11 protein-coding genes are annotated in these 17,084 nt (G+C 52.3%); 3 read left to right on the top strand and 8 right to left on the bottom strand.

The genetic code is table 11. From position 1 onward, the window contains the following. The first annotated feature begins 111 nt into the window (after nt 1-111). The 3 genes from CHH60_RS17010 (at nt 112) to CHH60_RS17020 (ending at nt 2,288) form a co-directional block, all read left to right on the top strand. A complete protein-coding gene (locus CHH60_RS17010; protein WP_095360234.1) occupies nt 112-981 on the top strand; it encodes an arylamine N-acetyltransferase family protein in 870 nt (289 codons plus the stop codon). A gap of 84 nt (nt 982-1,065) precedes the next feature. Next, a complete protein-coding gene (locus CHH60_RS17015; RefSeq protein ID WP_095360235.1) occupies nt 1,066-1,752 on the top strand; it encodes a 4'-phosphopantetheinyl transferase family protein in 687 nt (228 codons plus the stop codon). A gap of 221 nt (nt 1,753-1,973) precedes the next feature. After that, nucleotides 1,974-2,288 carry a hypothetical protein gene (locus tag CHH60_RS17020; RefSeq protein ID WP_095360236.1) on the top strand — a complete coding sequence of 105 codons (315 nt, stop codon included), beginning with the start codon at nt 1,974-1,976 and terminating at the stop codon, nt 2,286-2,288. A 159-nt stretch (nt 2,289-2,447) separates the two neighbouring features. Here CHH60_RS17020 and CHH60_RS17025 read toward each other — a convergent pair whose 3' ends face one another. The 8 genes from CHH60_RS17025 to CHH60_RS17060 all read right to left on the bottom strand — a co-directional run bounded on the left by CHH60_RS17025 (nt 2,448) and on the right by CHH60_RS17060 (nt 17,083). Continuing rightward, entirely contained in the window at nt 2,448-2,684 is a 237-nt protein-coding gene (locus tag CHH60_RS17025; protein WP_095360237.1) for an MbtH family protein, read from the bottom strand. A gap of 12 nt (nt 2,685-2,696) precedes the next feature. Next, nucleotides 2,697-9,923 (bottom strand): non-ribosomal peptide synthetase, encoded by a 7,227-nt coding sequence (locus CHH60_RS17030; RefSeq protein ID WP_141236964.1) that lies wholly within the window; start codon nt 9,921-9,923, stop codon nt 2,697-2,699. 14 nt (nt 9,924-9,937) lie between these two features. Further along, a complete protein-coding gene (locus CHH60_RS17035; RefSeq protein ID WP_095360238.1) occupies nt 9,938-10,933 on the bottom strand; it encodes an isochorismatase family protein in 996 nt (331 codons plus the stop codon). A 64-nt stretch (nt 10,934-10,997) separates the two neighbouring features. After that, a complete protein-coding gene (locus CHH60_RS17040) occupies nt 10,998-12,611 on the bottom strand; it encodes a (2,3-dihydroxybenzoyl)adenylate synthase (protein ID WP_095360239.1) in 1,614 nt (537 codons plus the stop codon). 4 nt (nt 12,612-12,615) lie between these two features. Next, on the bottom strand, nt 12,616-13,950 hold the full coding sequence (gene dhbC, locus CHH60_RS17045; RefSeq protein WP_095360240.1) for an isochorismate synthase DhbC: 1,335 nt from the start codon (nt 13,948-13,950) through the stop codon (nt 12,616-12,618). A gap of 23 nt (nt 13,951-13,973) precedes the next feature. After that, complete coding sequence (locus CHH60_RS17050) at nt 13,974-14,759, bottom strand: 2,3-dihydro-2,3-dihydroxybenzoate dehydrogenase (RefSeq protein WP_095360241.1); 786 nt, start codon at nt 14,757-14,759, stop codon at nt 13,974-13,976. Between the two features lie 136 nt (nt 14,760-14,895). Then, nucleotides 14,896-15,756: an alpha/beta hydrolase gene (locus CHH60_RS17055; RefSeq protein ID WP_095360242.1), complete on the bottom strand. Its 861-nt coding sequence runs from the start codon at nt 15,754-15,756 to the stop codon at nt 14,896-14,898. 274 nt (nt 15,757-16,030) lie between these two features. Continuing rightward, nucleotides 16,031-17,083, bottom strand: coding sequence for an ABC transporter substrate-binding protein (locus tag CHH60_RS17060; RefSeq protein WP_095360243.1), 1,053 nt, complete (start codon nt 17,081-17,083; stop codon nt 16,031-16,033). Nucleotide 17,084 lies beyond the last annotated feature (1 nt).

The raw sequence follows: 17,084 nt of genomic DNA on the forward strand, positions 1-17,084 counted from the left end.
CAATCCGTGTAAACGTGAGTATCCCTTTTCACTTGTCACTTTTACAATAAAATCATGGCCTTTTTGCTTCCTTGTAAGAATGGCCGACTAATCGATTTGAGGTGATTCCGCTTGAACACATTGACAGATTCAGAACTGAAGTCCTATCTGAAACGAATCCACATTGATGATATTAAACCGCCAACATTGGAATTTTTGTCAGAACTTCATCGTGCACATGTACAATTCCTTTCATGGCAAACGATAGATATCTTTACAGGACGCCCGGAAGCAATCGATCTTGCCAATTCAGTCCGACTTGTCCTACAAGGACGCAGCGGGTACTGCTTCCATCTCAATGGCGCATTCAGTGTCCTGCTTCGTTCTCTCGGCTATGAAGTACAGTGGCATCGTGCCGGAGTCCAGCCCCATGGTGAGCAGCCGCGTGTAAATTCGTTCCATCTTGGGCTGTCAGTCCTCCTACCTGAAGCTGGTCCTGAGACCGAACGCTGGATCGTCGATGTTGGCCTGGGTGGCATGCCCTTCGATCCTCTGCCGCTTCGTTATGAGGTTTATGGAGAGGCTCCTTTCACCTACAACCTAACCTCATCCAGCGTTGCTTCTGAGGGATGGCGGCTTGAATACGAACCTCATGGACCCAGTGAGGGCGTAGACTACGCTCCGGAGGTGCTCCTTACCCTGGATGAGTTTATCCCCAAACATCATTTCTACAGTCAATCGGTGGAATCGCCATGGCATCATGTTTTCCTGCTTCGCCAGAGGGATGCTGTGGCCAGCAACGAGCTGCGTGGATGCATGCTGCGAACCCATACTGCTGAAGGCACTCATAAAACCGAAATACAGAGCTATACCGATTGGAGAGAGTTGTTGGACGGAGTCTTTCATGAACCGTTGGTACGCTACAGTGAACTGGAGCGCGTGGCGATGTGGGAACGCATTCGAGCCGGGCATGAGGAGTGGAAGAGAAAGCAACAGGTGTAAAAGTGGGCAAAAACGCAGTGGAGAACTAAGGAATATAAAGGGGATTTCGCTGAACATGCCGAATATTTCGTCAGGTGATAAATCATGATAAACATTCAAGTTCTGCGCATTCCAGCAGAAATCCCCAATGAAGTTTGGCATTGGCTCCTCGCGCTCGTCTCGGCTGAGCGGCGACAGCAAGCGGCACGATTTGTCCATCAGGCCGATGCGTATCGTTCGGTGCTTGGGGAGGCGCTGGCTCGTGTGATGTTGGGCAAGTGGTCTGGTTCGAGACCGGGCGATCTTGTCTTTATCCGCAATACATACGGTAAGCCTTCACTTATCAGCCACCCTGACCTGCCCTTCAATGTATCCCATTCCGGTGATTGGGTTGCAGTAATTTCAGGAGGTGAAGCTCCACTCGGTGTGGACGTAGAGAAAATATCCCCCATCGACATGACGATTGCCGAACGTTTCTTCACTCCGTTGGAGAGCCAAAACCTGGCAGCCGAGTCTGCGGAACAGCAGCTGGAAACCTTCTATCAGCTGTGGACGCTGAAAGAAAGTTATATCAAGGCCATCGGTATGGGGTTATCCATGCCGCTTAACTCCTTCTCCATGCTGCGTGGCATGGACGGACACTGGTATTGTCCCGAAGCACCGACGTATCAATTCCTCAGCCAGCGTCTGGATGAGGGGCATATGCTGGCTGCCACCGGTTCTGTGGCAATGGAACTGCCAACCCAGCCTGATGTGATTACTATTGAGGAGTTATATTCATTACTACTGTGAAGGAGGGAATTTTCATTCCTTCCTTCTTTTTTTATTTTCACCTTTAAACACATAATTTTTCAAAAAAATGATTACATCCTGTCCAATTAATGGTACTATAGAACCACTTGGACGAGAAATAGGAAAAACAGATCAGGCTTTTATAACTAGATTATACCTTACATACTTTTGTCGATCCCCGATTCTCTCTCCGATTCATTATTTTAGAAGGAAGTGGACAAATGCATATCTTTTTGCAAAACAGTGCCGGTGTAACCAAAAACGTCAAAGTTGGTTTCAGTTGGACAACATTCTTTTTCGGATTTCTCCCTGCTCTGTTCCGGGGTGATTTGAAATGGGCTGTTATTATGTTTTTAATCGCAGCAGCTATCGGAGCCTTCACTTTTGGTATCGGGGCTTGGGTTAGCGGAATCGTATTCTCGTTCGTCTACAACAAAATTTATATCAAAGAATTGCTCGAAAAAGGCTACCGCCCTGCAAATGCTGAATCTCAAGCCGTTCTTGAGAGAACTCAAATTGTTGCCCCAGCAGCATAATCTATCCTTTAAAAGAAGCTTAGCAATACTGTTTTTCTAGATTCAACTTGTAGATAGTAAATAGTAAATATGTAGAAACACCAAAATCCCTGGCAAATTAGCCAGGGATTTTCGATATTTATTTTATACTGACAATGGCCTTGGGATGCAGCCTGAGTCTCATCCGCCAGCCTCTTGGACCACACCGGGCATCCCCGTTTCATCACAGAGGCTTAGTGGCTTCAGGTCTGTCCACTGCTCCGCAATGTAATCAAGACACACCCGGCGTTTTGCCTTGCCCAGCATCTGGGTCCAGCCTGCAGGGAATGGAATGGATGCAGGCCAGAGCGAATACTGCCCTTCCTCATTAATTAATACCAGATAATTGCTGTCTTCCTGTTCAAAAGGGTTGCTCATCGGCTTATCCTCCTATTTAAGATGAACTTGGCGCTGATTCAGCTTCTCCAGCTTGGCCGTCAGCGTCTGGCATATTTCAGCCAGTGGTCCAGGCTGGCAGAGATCCTTATGGCGGCAGGCAATATCATGCCTTTCCATTTGGCCTCCAATATAGGCATTCCACATTTCAGGTTCAATGGGGTCAAACCAGTCCGGAATGACGGTAGAACGAAAGAATATCAGATCCCCTTCGAATCGGGAAGGCGTGTACGCCCCCAGAATGCGCACGGAATTTTCATACGTTTTCCGCAGTTTCATGATCGTCTCCTCATCCAGACTGGCTAGCGCACTTCCTTCACTGCGAAGAATACGCATGGCTGCAGCCATATCCAGCGGACCTTCCCCAATACTGTCTGGATCATATCCACCAAGGGCAAGCAAGGCGGTCAGCGCCTCTTCCTCATCCGGTTCCCCGCGAATCGGAAGATAATGACTCGGATAAGCGTCCAGCATGGCAAGAAACTCTACCTCTTCCCCTTCCGACTGTAGCTGTACAGCCATGGCCTGAGCTACATTGCCTCCAAGAGACCAGCCCAACAATCGGTAAGGTCCCTCAGGCTGTACCGAGCGAATATGACGGATATAATCTGCTGTCATATCCTCCAGCGTAGCCGGAAGATCCTCGTACTGGGCAATGCCGCGAGCCTGTAATCCATAAATCGGGTATTCCATACCCAGATGTTTCATCAATCCGGCATAACACCAGCTTAATCCTCCGGCAGGATGAACACAGAATAGCGGGAGGTGGGCGCCGTGAGTCCGAAGAGGCAGCAGTACTTGCAGCGAACCTGTTCCTGTATCGGAATCCATTTCAAGCCGTTCGGCCAGTCCGGCAACCGTTGCCGTTTCAAACAAGATACCAATCCCCGGTTCTTTGCCCATGGCCTCCCGGATTCGGCTCATCAAACGAACAGCGAGCAGGGAATGTCCACCAAGGTCAAAGAACCCATCATCGATACTGACACTTCGCAATCCCAGCACTTCGGCAAACAGATCACACAAAATCTGCTCTTGCGGATTACGCGGTGCCCGGCCACCGGAAGTCAGCTGCATTTCCGGTACAGGCAAAGCTTTGCGGTCCAGCTTGCCGTTGGCAGTGAGCGGTATAGCCTCCATGGTGACCACCGCTGATGGCACCATGTAATCAGGCAGACTCGCTGATGCATGACGACGAAGCATAGCCGATTCTGGTTCGGGCCCCATCTTCGAGTTTGGCACGATATACGCCACGAGGCGTTTATCTCCCGGCTGGTCTTCGCGGACGATGACCGCAGCTTGTGCAATCTCGGGATGTCTGGCCAGCACCGCTTCGATCTCGCCAAGCTCGATGCGGAAACCGCGAATTTTCACCTGCTGATCCGCCCGGCCCAAGTAATCAAGTGACCCATCATGAAGTCTTTTGGCCAAATCTCCCGTCCGGTACATTCGTGTTCCTGCAGGACCGTATGGATCTGCGACGAAACGCTCTGCCGTCAGATCCGGTCTGCCCCAATACCCGCGGGCAAGGCCTGCCCCGGCCACATACATCTCACCTGTCACACCTGCAGGCACAGGCTGGAGATGATCATCCAGCACGTATACGCGCAGATCCGGAATGGCGCAGCCGATCCAGCTGCTGGCTCCTTCTGCAGCACTGCCCGCATACAGTTCCTGATAGCTGACATGGACGGTGGTCTCTGTAATGCCATACATATTAATCAGTTTTGGTGCATCATCTGGATGGCGACCATACCAATCTTCCAACCGACCGAGTTCCAGTGCCTCGCCTCCAAAGATCACGTAGCGGAGTCCAAGCTTCTGCCCCCACTCTGGATGCTCCCGATCTGCCTGCATCAGCTGGTAGAATGCTGACGGCGTCTGATTTAACACCGTTACCTCTTGCTCGGCAAGCAGCTGCAGGAAGGCACCTGGAGAGCGACTAATCTCATGCGGCACAACGACCAGCCGACCCCCGTGCAGCAATGGTCCCCAGATCTCCCAGACCGAGAAATCAAATGCGTAAGAATGGAATAACGTCCATACATCACTCGCATTAAATTGGTACCAGTGCTGTGTAGCCTCAAATAACCGGATCACATTGGCATGGGGAATAACCACTCCCTTTGGTTTGCCTGTGGAACCCGAGGTATAGATCATATAAGCCGGACTGAGATGAGACACGCGTCCATTGCGTTCACCATCTGCGGGATTTCGTTCATCCTGAGCAGACAGCCGCTGAATGGTTTGAAAATCGTCCAGGTTCAACCATTGTACGGATTCGATCTGAGGCAGCAGTAATGCTACTTCCTCGTTGGTAATCATCACGCCCGGAGCTGCATCTGTCAGCATATGCGTCAATCGGTCCGAGGGATAGTTCGGATCAAGCGGAAGATAGGCCGCCCCTGCTTTTAACACAGCCAGAATACCGACCACCATCTCAGTGGAACGCGGCAGTGCAAGAGCAACCATCTGCTCTGGGCCAACACCTTCTGCAATCAACAATCTTGCCAGCCTGTTGGCTCTTGCATTGAGCTCTTGATAGTTAATGACCGTGTCTCCCAAGCTCACAGCCGGTGCATCGGGGGTAGCTACTGCCTGAATTTCAAAGCGTTCAACAATGGTCATTCCAGGTAATGAAGCTTCATCCGCTGCGGCAAAGCACTGCTGCTCCAAGAGCGCAGTTTCCTTGGGAGTTACCACGTTAAAGCAGCTAATGTGTTCGTCCGTATGTTGGACGGCATCCTCCAGCACCTGGATCAATCGGACCACAAGTTCTGCTGCCGTTGATTCCCGGAAAAGATCCGTACTGTACTCCAGCACGCCTTCAACTCCCGCTGGTGAGCCATTGTGTTCACGTTGTTCCGTGAGCTCCACAGTCAGGTCGAATTTGGACGAGCCCACGCCCTGCATACTCGTTCGGGATACCATACCTGGCAGATCCAGCTGAACGTCCGGCGTATTTTGCAGGACCAGCATCACCTGAAAGAGTGGATGCTTGGAGCGGGACCTGGACGGATTCAGCACTTCAACCAAACGCTCAAAAGGCAGATCCTGATGTTCGTAAGCAGCCAGGTCCACTTCCCGCACACGTGCCAGCAGTTCACGGAACGTCGGATCCCCGGAAGTGTCTGTACGCAGCACAAGGGTATTGATGAACATGCCCACCACTTCGTCCAGTGCATCGTCGATCCTGCCGGCAATTGGGGTCCCAATCGCAATATCCGTACCCGCTCCCATGCGTGTAAGCAGTACCGATAATACCGCATGTAAAACCATGAAGAGACTGACCTTGTTCTCTCGGGCCACAGCCAAGAGCTGTTCATGCAGTTTCTGACTAATGGTAAAGGGGATCGTTCCGCCCCGGTAGCTGGAGACCACCGGACGCGGATAATCGGCTGGAAACGTCACTTGTTCCGGCAAACCTTCCAGTTGACGGCTCCAGAACTCAAGCTGCCTTGCAATCAGGCTGTCCGGTTGGCCTTCGTCTCCAAGCAGTCGATCCTGCCACACCGCGTAATCGGCATATTGAACGCGCAGGGGTTTCCATGAAGGCGCCGTTCCCTGAACACGTGCCCTGTATGCTTGGGACAAGTCCCGCATCAAAGGCGACAGGGACCAACCATCTCCCGCTATATGATGAAGCAGTAACAACAGAACATGCTCGTCCGGACCGGTAGTAAACAGCTCCGTACGGATACCCGGCTCGCTTGAGAGCTCGAAGCTGTACCGGGAAGCTTCGGTCAGAAGTTCCGCCAGCTCATCCTCTGCAGCGTAGCTCACATGTAAGTTCACATGAACGTCTTCGGCACCCAAAATGGTCTGGCTTGCAGAACCAAGCTCTGGCGGATATAACGTTCTCAACGTCTCATGGCGATCAACAATGTCCTGAACGGCCGCTTGAAGCGCAGGTATATCAAGTTTGCCGGTTAACCGCACCACAAGCGGAATATTATACGTAGGACTCGGTCCTTCCAGACAATACAGGAACCAGAGCCGCCGCTGAGCAAAGGAGAGAGGAATCTCACCATGACGGGCAGCAGGCTCTATTACTGGTCGGACTGACCCCACCTGATCCAATCTCTTGGCGAGGCCTGCTGCCGTTGGTGATTCGAATACACTGCCAATATTCAGCTCTGCTCCAAACACATCCCGAATCCGGGCTGTTATACGGCCTGCAAGCAGAGAATGACCACCAAGTTCGAAGAAATCATCGTCGATCCCTACATGAGCGACACCCAGAATCTCAGCGAATAAACTGCACAGCATCTCCTCCTGAGGTGTTCTGGCCTCACGTCCGCTGGCATGGGACTGTACGGAAGGGACAGGCAGCTGCTTGCGATCGATTTTTTTATTGGGAGTCAGCGGCATTTCGTCAAGGTTCATGAAGGCAGCTGGCACCATGTAATCCGGCAGTTCATCCGCCACATATGCCCGAAGCAGCCACAGATCCAGGCCTAACGAGTATTCAGAGGTTGCTACCACATATGCGGCCAGACGCAGATTGCCAGGTTGGTCCTCGCGTGCCATAACCGTAACCTGGGCTACACCAGGATATCTGGAAATGACGGATTCAATCTCACCCAATTCGATGCGGAATCCTCTAATTTTGATCTGGTGGTCTGCCCTGCCCAAATAGTCAATCGACCCGTCAGGCAGCCACTTCGCCAAGTCTCCTGTACGATACATACGGCTGCCTGCTTGTCCGAAGGGATTCGCAACAAACCGCTCGGCGGTCAGGTCGGGTCTTCCCAAATAACCTCGTGCCAGCCCATCTCCCGCAATATATAATTCTCCGACAACACCCGGAGGGACTGGATTCAGACTCCCATCCAACACGAATAGCTGCGTATTTCGAACCGGTCCGCCAATAGAGGGTTTACCCGTTGATTCAGCCACCATCGCAGCAGCCGTTGAATAAATTGTGGTCTCCGTCGGTCCATATTGGTTATGAACGTGACATCCCATCTCCTGCAAGCAAAGCTTCAGTTCCTCAGAGAGGGCTTCACCGCCGGTAATGACCGTCAGACCGTCAAATGTCCCAGGCTTGCTGGTCACCAGAGACTGCCACAACGTTGGTGTGGCTTGCATAATCGTTGTCCCCTGCCGTCTCATCTGTGCAGCCAGAGCCACCGGATCAAGAATGGTTTCTTTGCGAGCTATATCCAGCCTTGCTCCGGTCGTAAGAGGCAGGAATACCTCAAGAACTGAAATGTCAAAAGCTATTGTAGTGACCGATAACCAGCGATCCTGCGGACCGACCTTCAGTCTCAGCTTCATATCTTCAAGAAGATTGGACAGGCCGAGATGGGTAACGGCAACCCCCTTCGGTTTACCTGTTGATCCGGAGGTATAGATGATATAAGAGGGATTCAGCTGCGAGGCAGCTTTTATAAGATCCTCTGGTTCAGGATTGCTCCCGGACTGCCGGCCTATCCTCGCCGCAACCTTCGGTTCATCCAAGTCCAACATGGGGACATCGGACATGTGCTGCAAATGGGGCAAATTGTGCTTCACCGTAATCAGACATGCCGGTCTGGCATCCTCTAGCATGTAGGTTAGTCTCTCTTCAGGGTAATCCGGGTCCAGCGGTAGGTAAGCTGCTCCCGTCTTATGAACAGCCAGAATGGCAACCACGACCTCCAGAGATCGCGGCATAGCAATAGCTACGATCTGCTCCGGTCCCACCTTATAATGCTGGATCAGCTCGTGAGCCAGACGGTTTGAACGCTCGTTAAGCTCGGCATATGTCAGTGATTCGGCTTCAAACGTTGCCGCCATGGCAGACGGGGTGCGCCGAACCTGCTGTTCGAACATGGCTGCCGAGTTTCGCTCAGGAGCCTTGTGCTGTGTCTGATTCCACCCGTTCAGGACCCGGTCACGTTCTTCAGGTAACAGCACTTCCATTTGACCTACGTACTGCTCTTCGATTCCTTCCTGCATCATTGAATTCAGCAGCTGTATATAACGGAGCTGATGACTCAGCAAATCCGATTCGCTGTACACAGAAGGATTGGCGTCAAAATCAATCCGAAGTCCATGACCGTGCCCTTGGTCCACGACATGGATGGACAGGTCATCGACCGGACCTGTAGACAAGTTATGGATCATCCCGCGCTGACCCGCAAAATTCAGCTCATGGTGGAATGGCATGACATTGATCATCGGCCCGAATAGTCGGCGATTCTCCCCCAGCAGCTTCAGATCACGCCGCAGATCCTGGTGCCGGTAACGTTGATGCTTGCGAACAGCCCGGATCTCCCGCACAATCTGTTCGGCCAGGGCAGATATACGCATATCAGACTCCACTTTCAAACGCAGCGGGAGCACGTTCATAACCATGCCTGGCACACGCAAGGCTGTCGATCCCAGCCTGCACATGACAGGCAAAGCCAGTATCACATCTCGCGTGCCGGTGATCCGGTGCACATAAATGGCTGCTGCTGCAATAAACAGATCAGGCCAGGTCACCCCGTACCGGGCCGCCGCATCCTGAAGGCGATCCCGATCGGACTGTGCAAGTTCAAACCTCTGCCGCAGGAAATGATCCGCTGTCCGTGAAGCCTTTTCGCCCAAACTTACAACGTCCGGTTCATCCGCATAACGCTCCAGCCAAAATGTGCGATCCTGCTCCCTTGCAGCAGACTCATGATAAGCCTCATCCTCCTGAATGACAGAGGACAGCGGTCCAAATGCTCGTGTTTCCAAGACACTCTCAGCTGATCCACCCTTAACCCTGGCAGTATACAGACTTGCTACCCTACGGGTAATTAGCGATACGCCGTATCCGTCAATTGCAATATGATGCACGCGCTGGTACCAGTAGCAGCGCCCTTCGCTCACTTGGAACAGGGCTTCTGTAAATACCGGTCCAGTTGCAAGATTGACGGGGCTGGCGAGATCCTGATGCATCCAGGCCATAGCCGCCGCATGGGGATCCTGTTCGCCGCGAACATCCAGTATATGAAACGTCCAATGATCGCCCTCCTGGTTGAGGGTTTGGTAAGGACCGTGTTCATTTTCACCATAAACCATGTTTAAGGTTTCGGCCTCCGCGACGGTTTGACGAACACTCTGTTCAAACTGTTGTACATCAACATGCCCGTGAATAACCACGTATTCACCTGTGTTGTACATGGGGTTGTCCGGATTCAGCTGATGAGCAAACCAGATCCCGGACTGCGCAGCCGACATGGGCCACGTTCCATTCCGACGCTGCGACAAGTTCACCGCCCCGTTCAAAAGTAATCTCCGTTCGGCATGACCCGATGAGGCTGTGCACTTAACAGCACCGCCCACGAGGCTAGCGTTGGCTGCTCGGCCAGATCGACAAAGGTTACCTCTGCTCCTTCCACCCGAAAACGCTCCGCCAGGCTCATAATGCGTATGGAATCGAGCCCCCAGATCTCAATGAGGTCATCGTGCTCCCCGATCCGGGATGGTTGCTCCTGAAGCAGTTCGGCGACCTGTACTCGCAGCACGTCCAGTCTCGCCTGAGCACTGCTGCCAGTACTCGTCTCAGCAGACTCCATCGCTGCAGCAGTGTGTGATTTTGCCTCCGGGAAGTTTGCCCCGACCGAATCGCTTCCTTTAGCAGAGACATCGAGTGATTCGAGCAATCGCCCGGTGGTTAGCGTTACTGCGCAGCGCTCCGACGCATAGGTAAGTGCCATACGGTGCTTCTCGGCTGAAAAGTCAGCCACCGCGTCGGCAACCAGGAAGGCCTGAATATCCTTCATAAATGCCTCACAGGAGGTCATCAGACAACCAATATGAGCATAGATGCCGCATACGATCAGCTGATCCCGCCCCTGCTCCTGCATCAATTCAAGCAGTTCCGTCTTCTGGAAGGCGCTGTATCGCCATTTGGTCATAAACGTATCCTGAGGAGCAGGTGTCAGTGGTTCAATGATTTGCTTTTGCGTAGGTCCCCCATTAATGCCCGCTCCCCAGAAGTCCAGCTGCAGTCCGCGCTGCTCCGGTGTCTGTCCACCTGGCTGGGCAGAATACACCACAGGTATGCCCAGTTCATGACACTTTGCACGAAGTTGTCCAATATGATCAATCAGCTCCACTACAGGTGATTCCCCGGCCGTAAAAGCATCCATGAAATATTGCTGCATATCGTGAATGAGTAGTACTGCACGCTTCGCATCCGGCGTCCACGCTACCTTATTGACCGGAAGCTCCGACTCTGCAGGCATTGCATATGACTTAATCACTGGAAGTGCCATCCCTATCCCTCTTTTCAGCGTTATTTATTTCAAACCGTTTCAGTGTAGCCCTGCATCATGATCGTTATATGGGCTTCTTCATCGTCAGCATCTCGCGAAGTGCCTTCTTGCTAACCTTGCCGACGCCCGTCTTCGGAAAAGATTGGACAAACTCAACTCGATCCGGGATTTTGTAGCTCGCCAGGCCGCGACTGCGCAGATAGGACTTGATTTCGGCAGCAGCAGGAGGCTCGCCGCTGGGTACGATAAACGCACAGGAGCGCTCGCCTAAATATTCATCCGGCATGGACACCAGTGCTGCATCATGAACCCCCGGATGAGCCAGCAGATGGTTTTCCACTTCCTCGGCAGCCACCTTGTCTCCGCCACGGTTGATCTGATCCTTCGCCCGGCCCTCCACAATGAGGTAACCCTCGGGTGTTAAGCTCGCAATATCTCCAGTACGATAGAACCCATCTGTGGTGAAGGATCTTGCGTTGTGCTCTTCGGCCTTGAAATAACCACGAATGGTATAGGGGCCACGGGTCAGGAGATGCCCGGATTGCCCCAACTCCACTTCAATATCCTCGTCATCCACAATTCTTACCTCGTCGTAGGGGGACATCGGTTTGCCCTGTGTGTTAATCATGATGTGATCGGGATCATCCAAACGGGTGTAGTTCACCAGCCCCTCGGCCATGCCAAAAACTTGCTGTAGTGTGCAGCCCAGGACAGGTCTGACGCGTCCAGCCACCTCCGCACTGAATTTGGCTCCACCAACCTGGAGAACCTTCAGTGATGTCAGCTTGGTTCCTCTCGCAGCGGCCGCGTTCAGCCAGATCAGGGCGAGCGGCGGCACCAGCGCCGTGATGGTCACCTGATGCTCCTTCATGAGCGGGAAAGCTTCATCCGGGCTTGACCCTCGTGACAGCACAACTGTACCTCCTGCATAGAGCGTGCCTAGTATTCCTGGTGAACTTAGAGGGTAATTATGTGCTACAGGCAGAACAGCCAGGTATACACTTTCCGGGCTGAGTCCGCAGACCTCGACGCTTCTCCGCAGACTGTAGATATAGTCATCATGGGTGCGCGGGATCATCTTGGACAGTCCGGTGCTTCCACCAGACAACTGAAGAAAGGCTACATCCGAAGAGACAGGTTGATCATCCTGCAGCTGAACGGGATCAATATACAAATCCTCAAGCTTAGTAAATGCACCGGCCTCTCCCGCCACGATGATATGTCTAAGGCTCGGCACCTCTGCCTGAACTTCTGCTGCAAGTTTGCGATAATCAAATCCTCCATCATGATCCGGGATCAGATAAGCAACAGCCTCAGAGAAGCGGGCGAAGTACTCGATTTCACTTTTCCGATGCAAAGGAAGTGCAAACACCGGTAGTGCTCCCAGACGGAACAGGGCAAAGATCACTTCAACAAAAGCGGGCATGTTCGGCAGCTGCACTATAACACGGTCATATTTCCGTATTCCCTCGGCATACAACCCTGCCGCCAATCGGTCGACTCGTATGTCCAACTCTGTATAGGTTAGTTGCTCTCCACCGCTAATAATGGCAGTACGATTGCCATAACCATCCGCACGCTGCCGGAGCATTTCTCCAAATGTAATGCCCTCCCAGCAACCTTCCTGACGATAAAACTCTGCAAACTCTTCAGGCCAAGCCTGATATCCTGGCAGCATCTTTTTATTCCTCCTTCAAACGGGATACGGTGGAGTCCAGACCCATAGCAAGCAGCATTGTTCTGAATTTGGCGGAGGTCTCTGCCAGTTCCGCTTCCGGTGTGGAGCCCGCTACAATGCCTGCCCCAGCGAATAATCGAAGTTCATTGCCCTCCACTTCCGCACAGCGGATGGTTACAGCCCATTCCCCGTCGCCCTCGCTGTCGCACCAGCCAACCATGCCGGTGAACAGTCCGCGATCAAACGGTTCCTGTGATCCAATGGCCTCTCTGGCCGTTAATACAGGCGTTCCGCAGATAGCCGGGGTCGGATGGAGAGCAAAGGCCACCTCCAGTGACGAAATATCTCTATTCAGCAATTCTCCATGGATCTCGGTAGACAGGTGCCACATCGTGCTTGTCTGGATCAAGGAGGGCTCTGCCGGAACGATCAGTTGTTTGCAAAGAGGTCGGAGTGCGGCAGCAACAGCACCAATGACGACAGCATGCTCATGCCGATCTTTGGCTGAAGCCAGCAGCGCTTCTGCGCGGCGGCGATCCTCAGCAGGGTCATCACTACGAGCAGCGGAGCCAGCCAGCGGATTCGCCCGTATGATGGTGCCTTTTCGAGTAACCAACAGCTCCGGACTTGCGCCAATAAACGTACGTGTTCCTTGGTGATTGACTTCATCACCGTCGCTTTTTAACGTTGTTATAGTACTTTCCGTTTCGGAAACTTTCCTCATGGGAACCGCAAACGTATACCCGTGTGCATTATCCCTGAACAAATTACGCAGAAGCTGATGTATATCCACGAGATCTTCTGAGACCACACGCAGTGTGCGGGATAACACAACTTTGTCGAGTTCTCCCTGCTCCATCTGCCTCAGCACATGATTGACACTTCTTTGATACGTCTCGGCCCCAGGCACTTCCTCAATCTCACAGCCAGTAGCCGCTGGGCGTCTCTCATATGATCCGTTCAGAGCATGGCTTGGAGGTTCTGCCCATTGTACCGTTTCCGGGATTAACAGCTCGGCAGAGGACTGATTCGGATCAAAAGGTATCGCTCCCACCACAATCGGTTTCCGAAGGCCCGTTTGCTGCGCTTCCTGAATCATGTTTCGAACCTGTTCGATAACAAAATGTACTCCTTCCACGTGTTTACCAGGGGCATGATCGATGTTTCCTGAGGAATCAGATTCCACCTGCTGCTGAACAGCGGAGACAGGAAACCTCAATCGTTCACCCTGAGCGAGCAACGTGTGTTGCGGTGAAGACCAAAAAAAGGACGTTCCCTCCCGATATTGTTCCAGAAGGTGTAAGGCGGAGGTTGCTGCGATTGCACCCGCTTTTGACATATTCATCATCTCCTTATCTTGATTCAGACGCCGAGTGTGGCGCCTCCATCCACACACAAATCATGCATGGTAATATGCCTCGCCTGGTCTGAAGCCAAAAAGAGTACGGCATCCGCGATATCGGATGGCAATGCCAGCCTGTTCAGAGGAATGCCGAGACGGTACGCCTGCTGCGATCCTGTAATCACGGCCTGCGCGCCATGATCATCCTGCCATAATGCCCGCTGCATGGGAGTGTCCGTCGACCCTGGAGATACAATATTGCAGCGGATATGCTGCTCCGCATATTCAAGCGCAAGACATCTGGTAAACATGGTGGACGCCGCCTTGGAGGCTGCATAAGCCGACATGTGCATCCGGGGTACGCCCGAGGCGTTCGAACCCACAGTAACCACCGTTCCCGATTGGCGCTTCGCCATATTTCGCACAACTGCACGTGACATATAAAATACACCGTGGGTATTCACATCGAACGTTCTTGTCCATTCCTCGTCACTCAGGGATGCCACTGTACCTGTATGCAGCACACCAGCCGCATTGATCAAAATGCCAATCGGTCCAAGTGTTGCCTCGATTCGCTGTACGGTATCGTCCACCGATTGGCGATTCGCAATGTCAGCAGGATAAGCAGCTGCCTGATAGCCTAGATGATGTAGGTCCACAGCCAGCTGTTCAAGCTGCTCTTCCCGAATATCTACTGCCGCTACAACTGCACCCTGTTCAGCCAAAGCTCTGGCAACCGCTTCGCCGATTCCCTGTGCTGCACCGGTGACCAGAGCCACTTTTCCATGAATTCCTGTATAGCTCACCCTGTGTACCTCCCCTGGCTTACTGCCTGTTGAACGTTGATTCATTGTTGAACTCGATTGGATCATCCATGTTATCTCAGCTAATCCGAAACCTATCCCACACCTTAATCAAACAAACATCTATTCTTCCACCCACCTACGCTTCAGGACTGCAGGCCAAACGTATCGTACGACTGATCAGAAACGGCAGCACCGAGACATGATTCTCTTCCTCGAACTCGGTGTATTGGATATCGAGCCCCGGCTGTTTCAGTGCAGTTAGACGTTCCGTTAAAGCCGATGCCTTGTCATTGTTGCGGGCAGGATGATTCTTCTCCTGTTCGCCCATGCCAATCCAGACCTTAACGTTGACCGGATGCTGCTCCAGACCTGCGATGAACTCCTGTTCCTCGGCCAGCATCACCTTCTGGTTCCAATGAAGCGAAGGGCTTCCGGCAATGTAGTAACGGAAAGCGTCCGGCTTGGTAAAAAGAGTGTGCAGAACGAACAACCCGCCAAGAGAATGGCCAAAAATGGCCTGTCTGTTCCGATCTATGTTGAACTGCTGCTCCATGTCGGGCTTCAGTTCCTCTTCAATGAATTGCAGAAAAGCATCCGCTCCCCCCTGCTCAGGCAGAATTGTTCCATCCGACTTGTGGGTATATTCCGTCGTGGCCTGTGGAGTAAAATCGTAATACCGATGAGGCGAGAACGCAGCGGCAGTCGGGTACCCGATTCCAACGATGATGGCCGGGAGTGCCCCGGTCTTCTCTGGTCTGCGTCCCTGTATGCGAGCCGCTTCCACCATCGTGCCGAAGACAGAGTTAGCGTCGAGCAGGTAGATCACAGGATATCCAGACGGTGGGGCGGCCTCTGCGGGTTGATATACCATGATCTGATAAGCATGATTCCCCGCTCTCGATTTCATCGTCCACTGTTCTGAACGGGGAATGGGAACAGCACTACGTGTCATCTGCTCAAGGGTACCTGAGACTGATTGATTGGGCTGAAACGTCATTACGGATAGATCCTCCTCGTTGTTCAACTCGCATGGCTATGTGTATATAGATCATATTGTTTTATATGAGATTGATTCTCATTACCAATTATAAAAGAGTGATTTCAGCTGTCCCATGGACGATATCCAGAATTCATTTTGATTATCTCCATATTTACATATTTTTCTTGATTTATTTATCCCTTTAAAAAACAACAGCTCCTCCCCGTGACACCTCGAACACAGAAATAATATCCGGTTCCGGGCCCTCCGAGAAGGAGCTGATTCATCGCTATTATGGGGTCAATGCCTTCAATGTATCGTCAATGACATGACCATAGGCAATCAGTCCGCCGCCCAGCCATGGTGCTGGCTCGACAGCATATACATTTCCCGCTTTAACAGCAGGCATGCTCTGCCACACTTTGGTATCCGTCATCTCTTTCATGCTGCCTGGCCCCTGTTCAACGGTGAAAATATAATCCGCGTCAATCTCGGGCAGCACTTCGGTGGAGACAATCGCGCTGTTCTCCGTCTCGACGAGCGCAGGCTTGCCGAGTCCCAACTGTTCGTATACGACATAGCCGCTGAAGTAGTTTCCGCCCATCATGCTGATTCCGCGGGGAGCAAAGCGGATAATGGCCGCTTTCTTGCCGTCCGCTACCTTGGCGATCTCTGCTTTCGCAGCGTCTACCTTGGCGTGGTATGTCTCGATGGCTTGCTCTGCCTCAGCTGTTTTGCCAAGCAGATCGCCAATGACCTCCAGTGACTTCTCCACATCACCCGATGCATTGTTAAATACATAGGTTGGTGCAATCTTCGAATAACTCTCATATACACCGTTCTCAGCATAATTCGACGTGTGCAGGATAATAAAATCCGGGTTGTAAGCCATCAACGCTTCAGGCGAAGGCAGCCCACTTGAGAAATCGAGTGTAGGTACATCACTTAGCTGATCCTGTAAGTAAACATGCCCTTGGGTGCCGCTGGCCCATTGAGCAACGGGCTTGACGCCAAGTGTAAGCAGGGAATCCTCGAGATAAGGTGCAAATACTCGCTCCACTTTGGCAGGAACCACCACATCATGTCCCATTTCGTCTTTTACAGTCCGTTCGCCAGCCGCAGTTTCTGCTGCCTCTTCTTCTTGTACGGCCGTTTCTGATGAGGCTGTTGTGGAGGCCTCGGCTGTCTTCTGCTCCTGCTGCGCTGCTCCTTCATGTTCTGATGTGGAGCCACAGGCAGCCATTAATCCAACCATTAATACGAGTACAATCAAGGCTGACAGCCGATGATTAATCCACCTTCTTGGAGCGAAACGTTGCCCGTTCTCTTTTTGCTGCTGATGCATG

Origin of the sequence: Paenibacillus sp. 7523-1 (assembly GCF_002276415.1) — a bacterium.
In the GTDB taxonomy this organism is placed as follows: Bacteria; Bacillota; Bacilli; order Paenibacillales; family Paenibacillaceae; genus Paenibacillus; species Paenibacillus illinoisensis_A.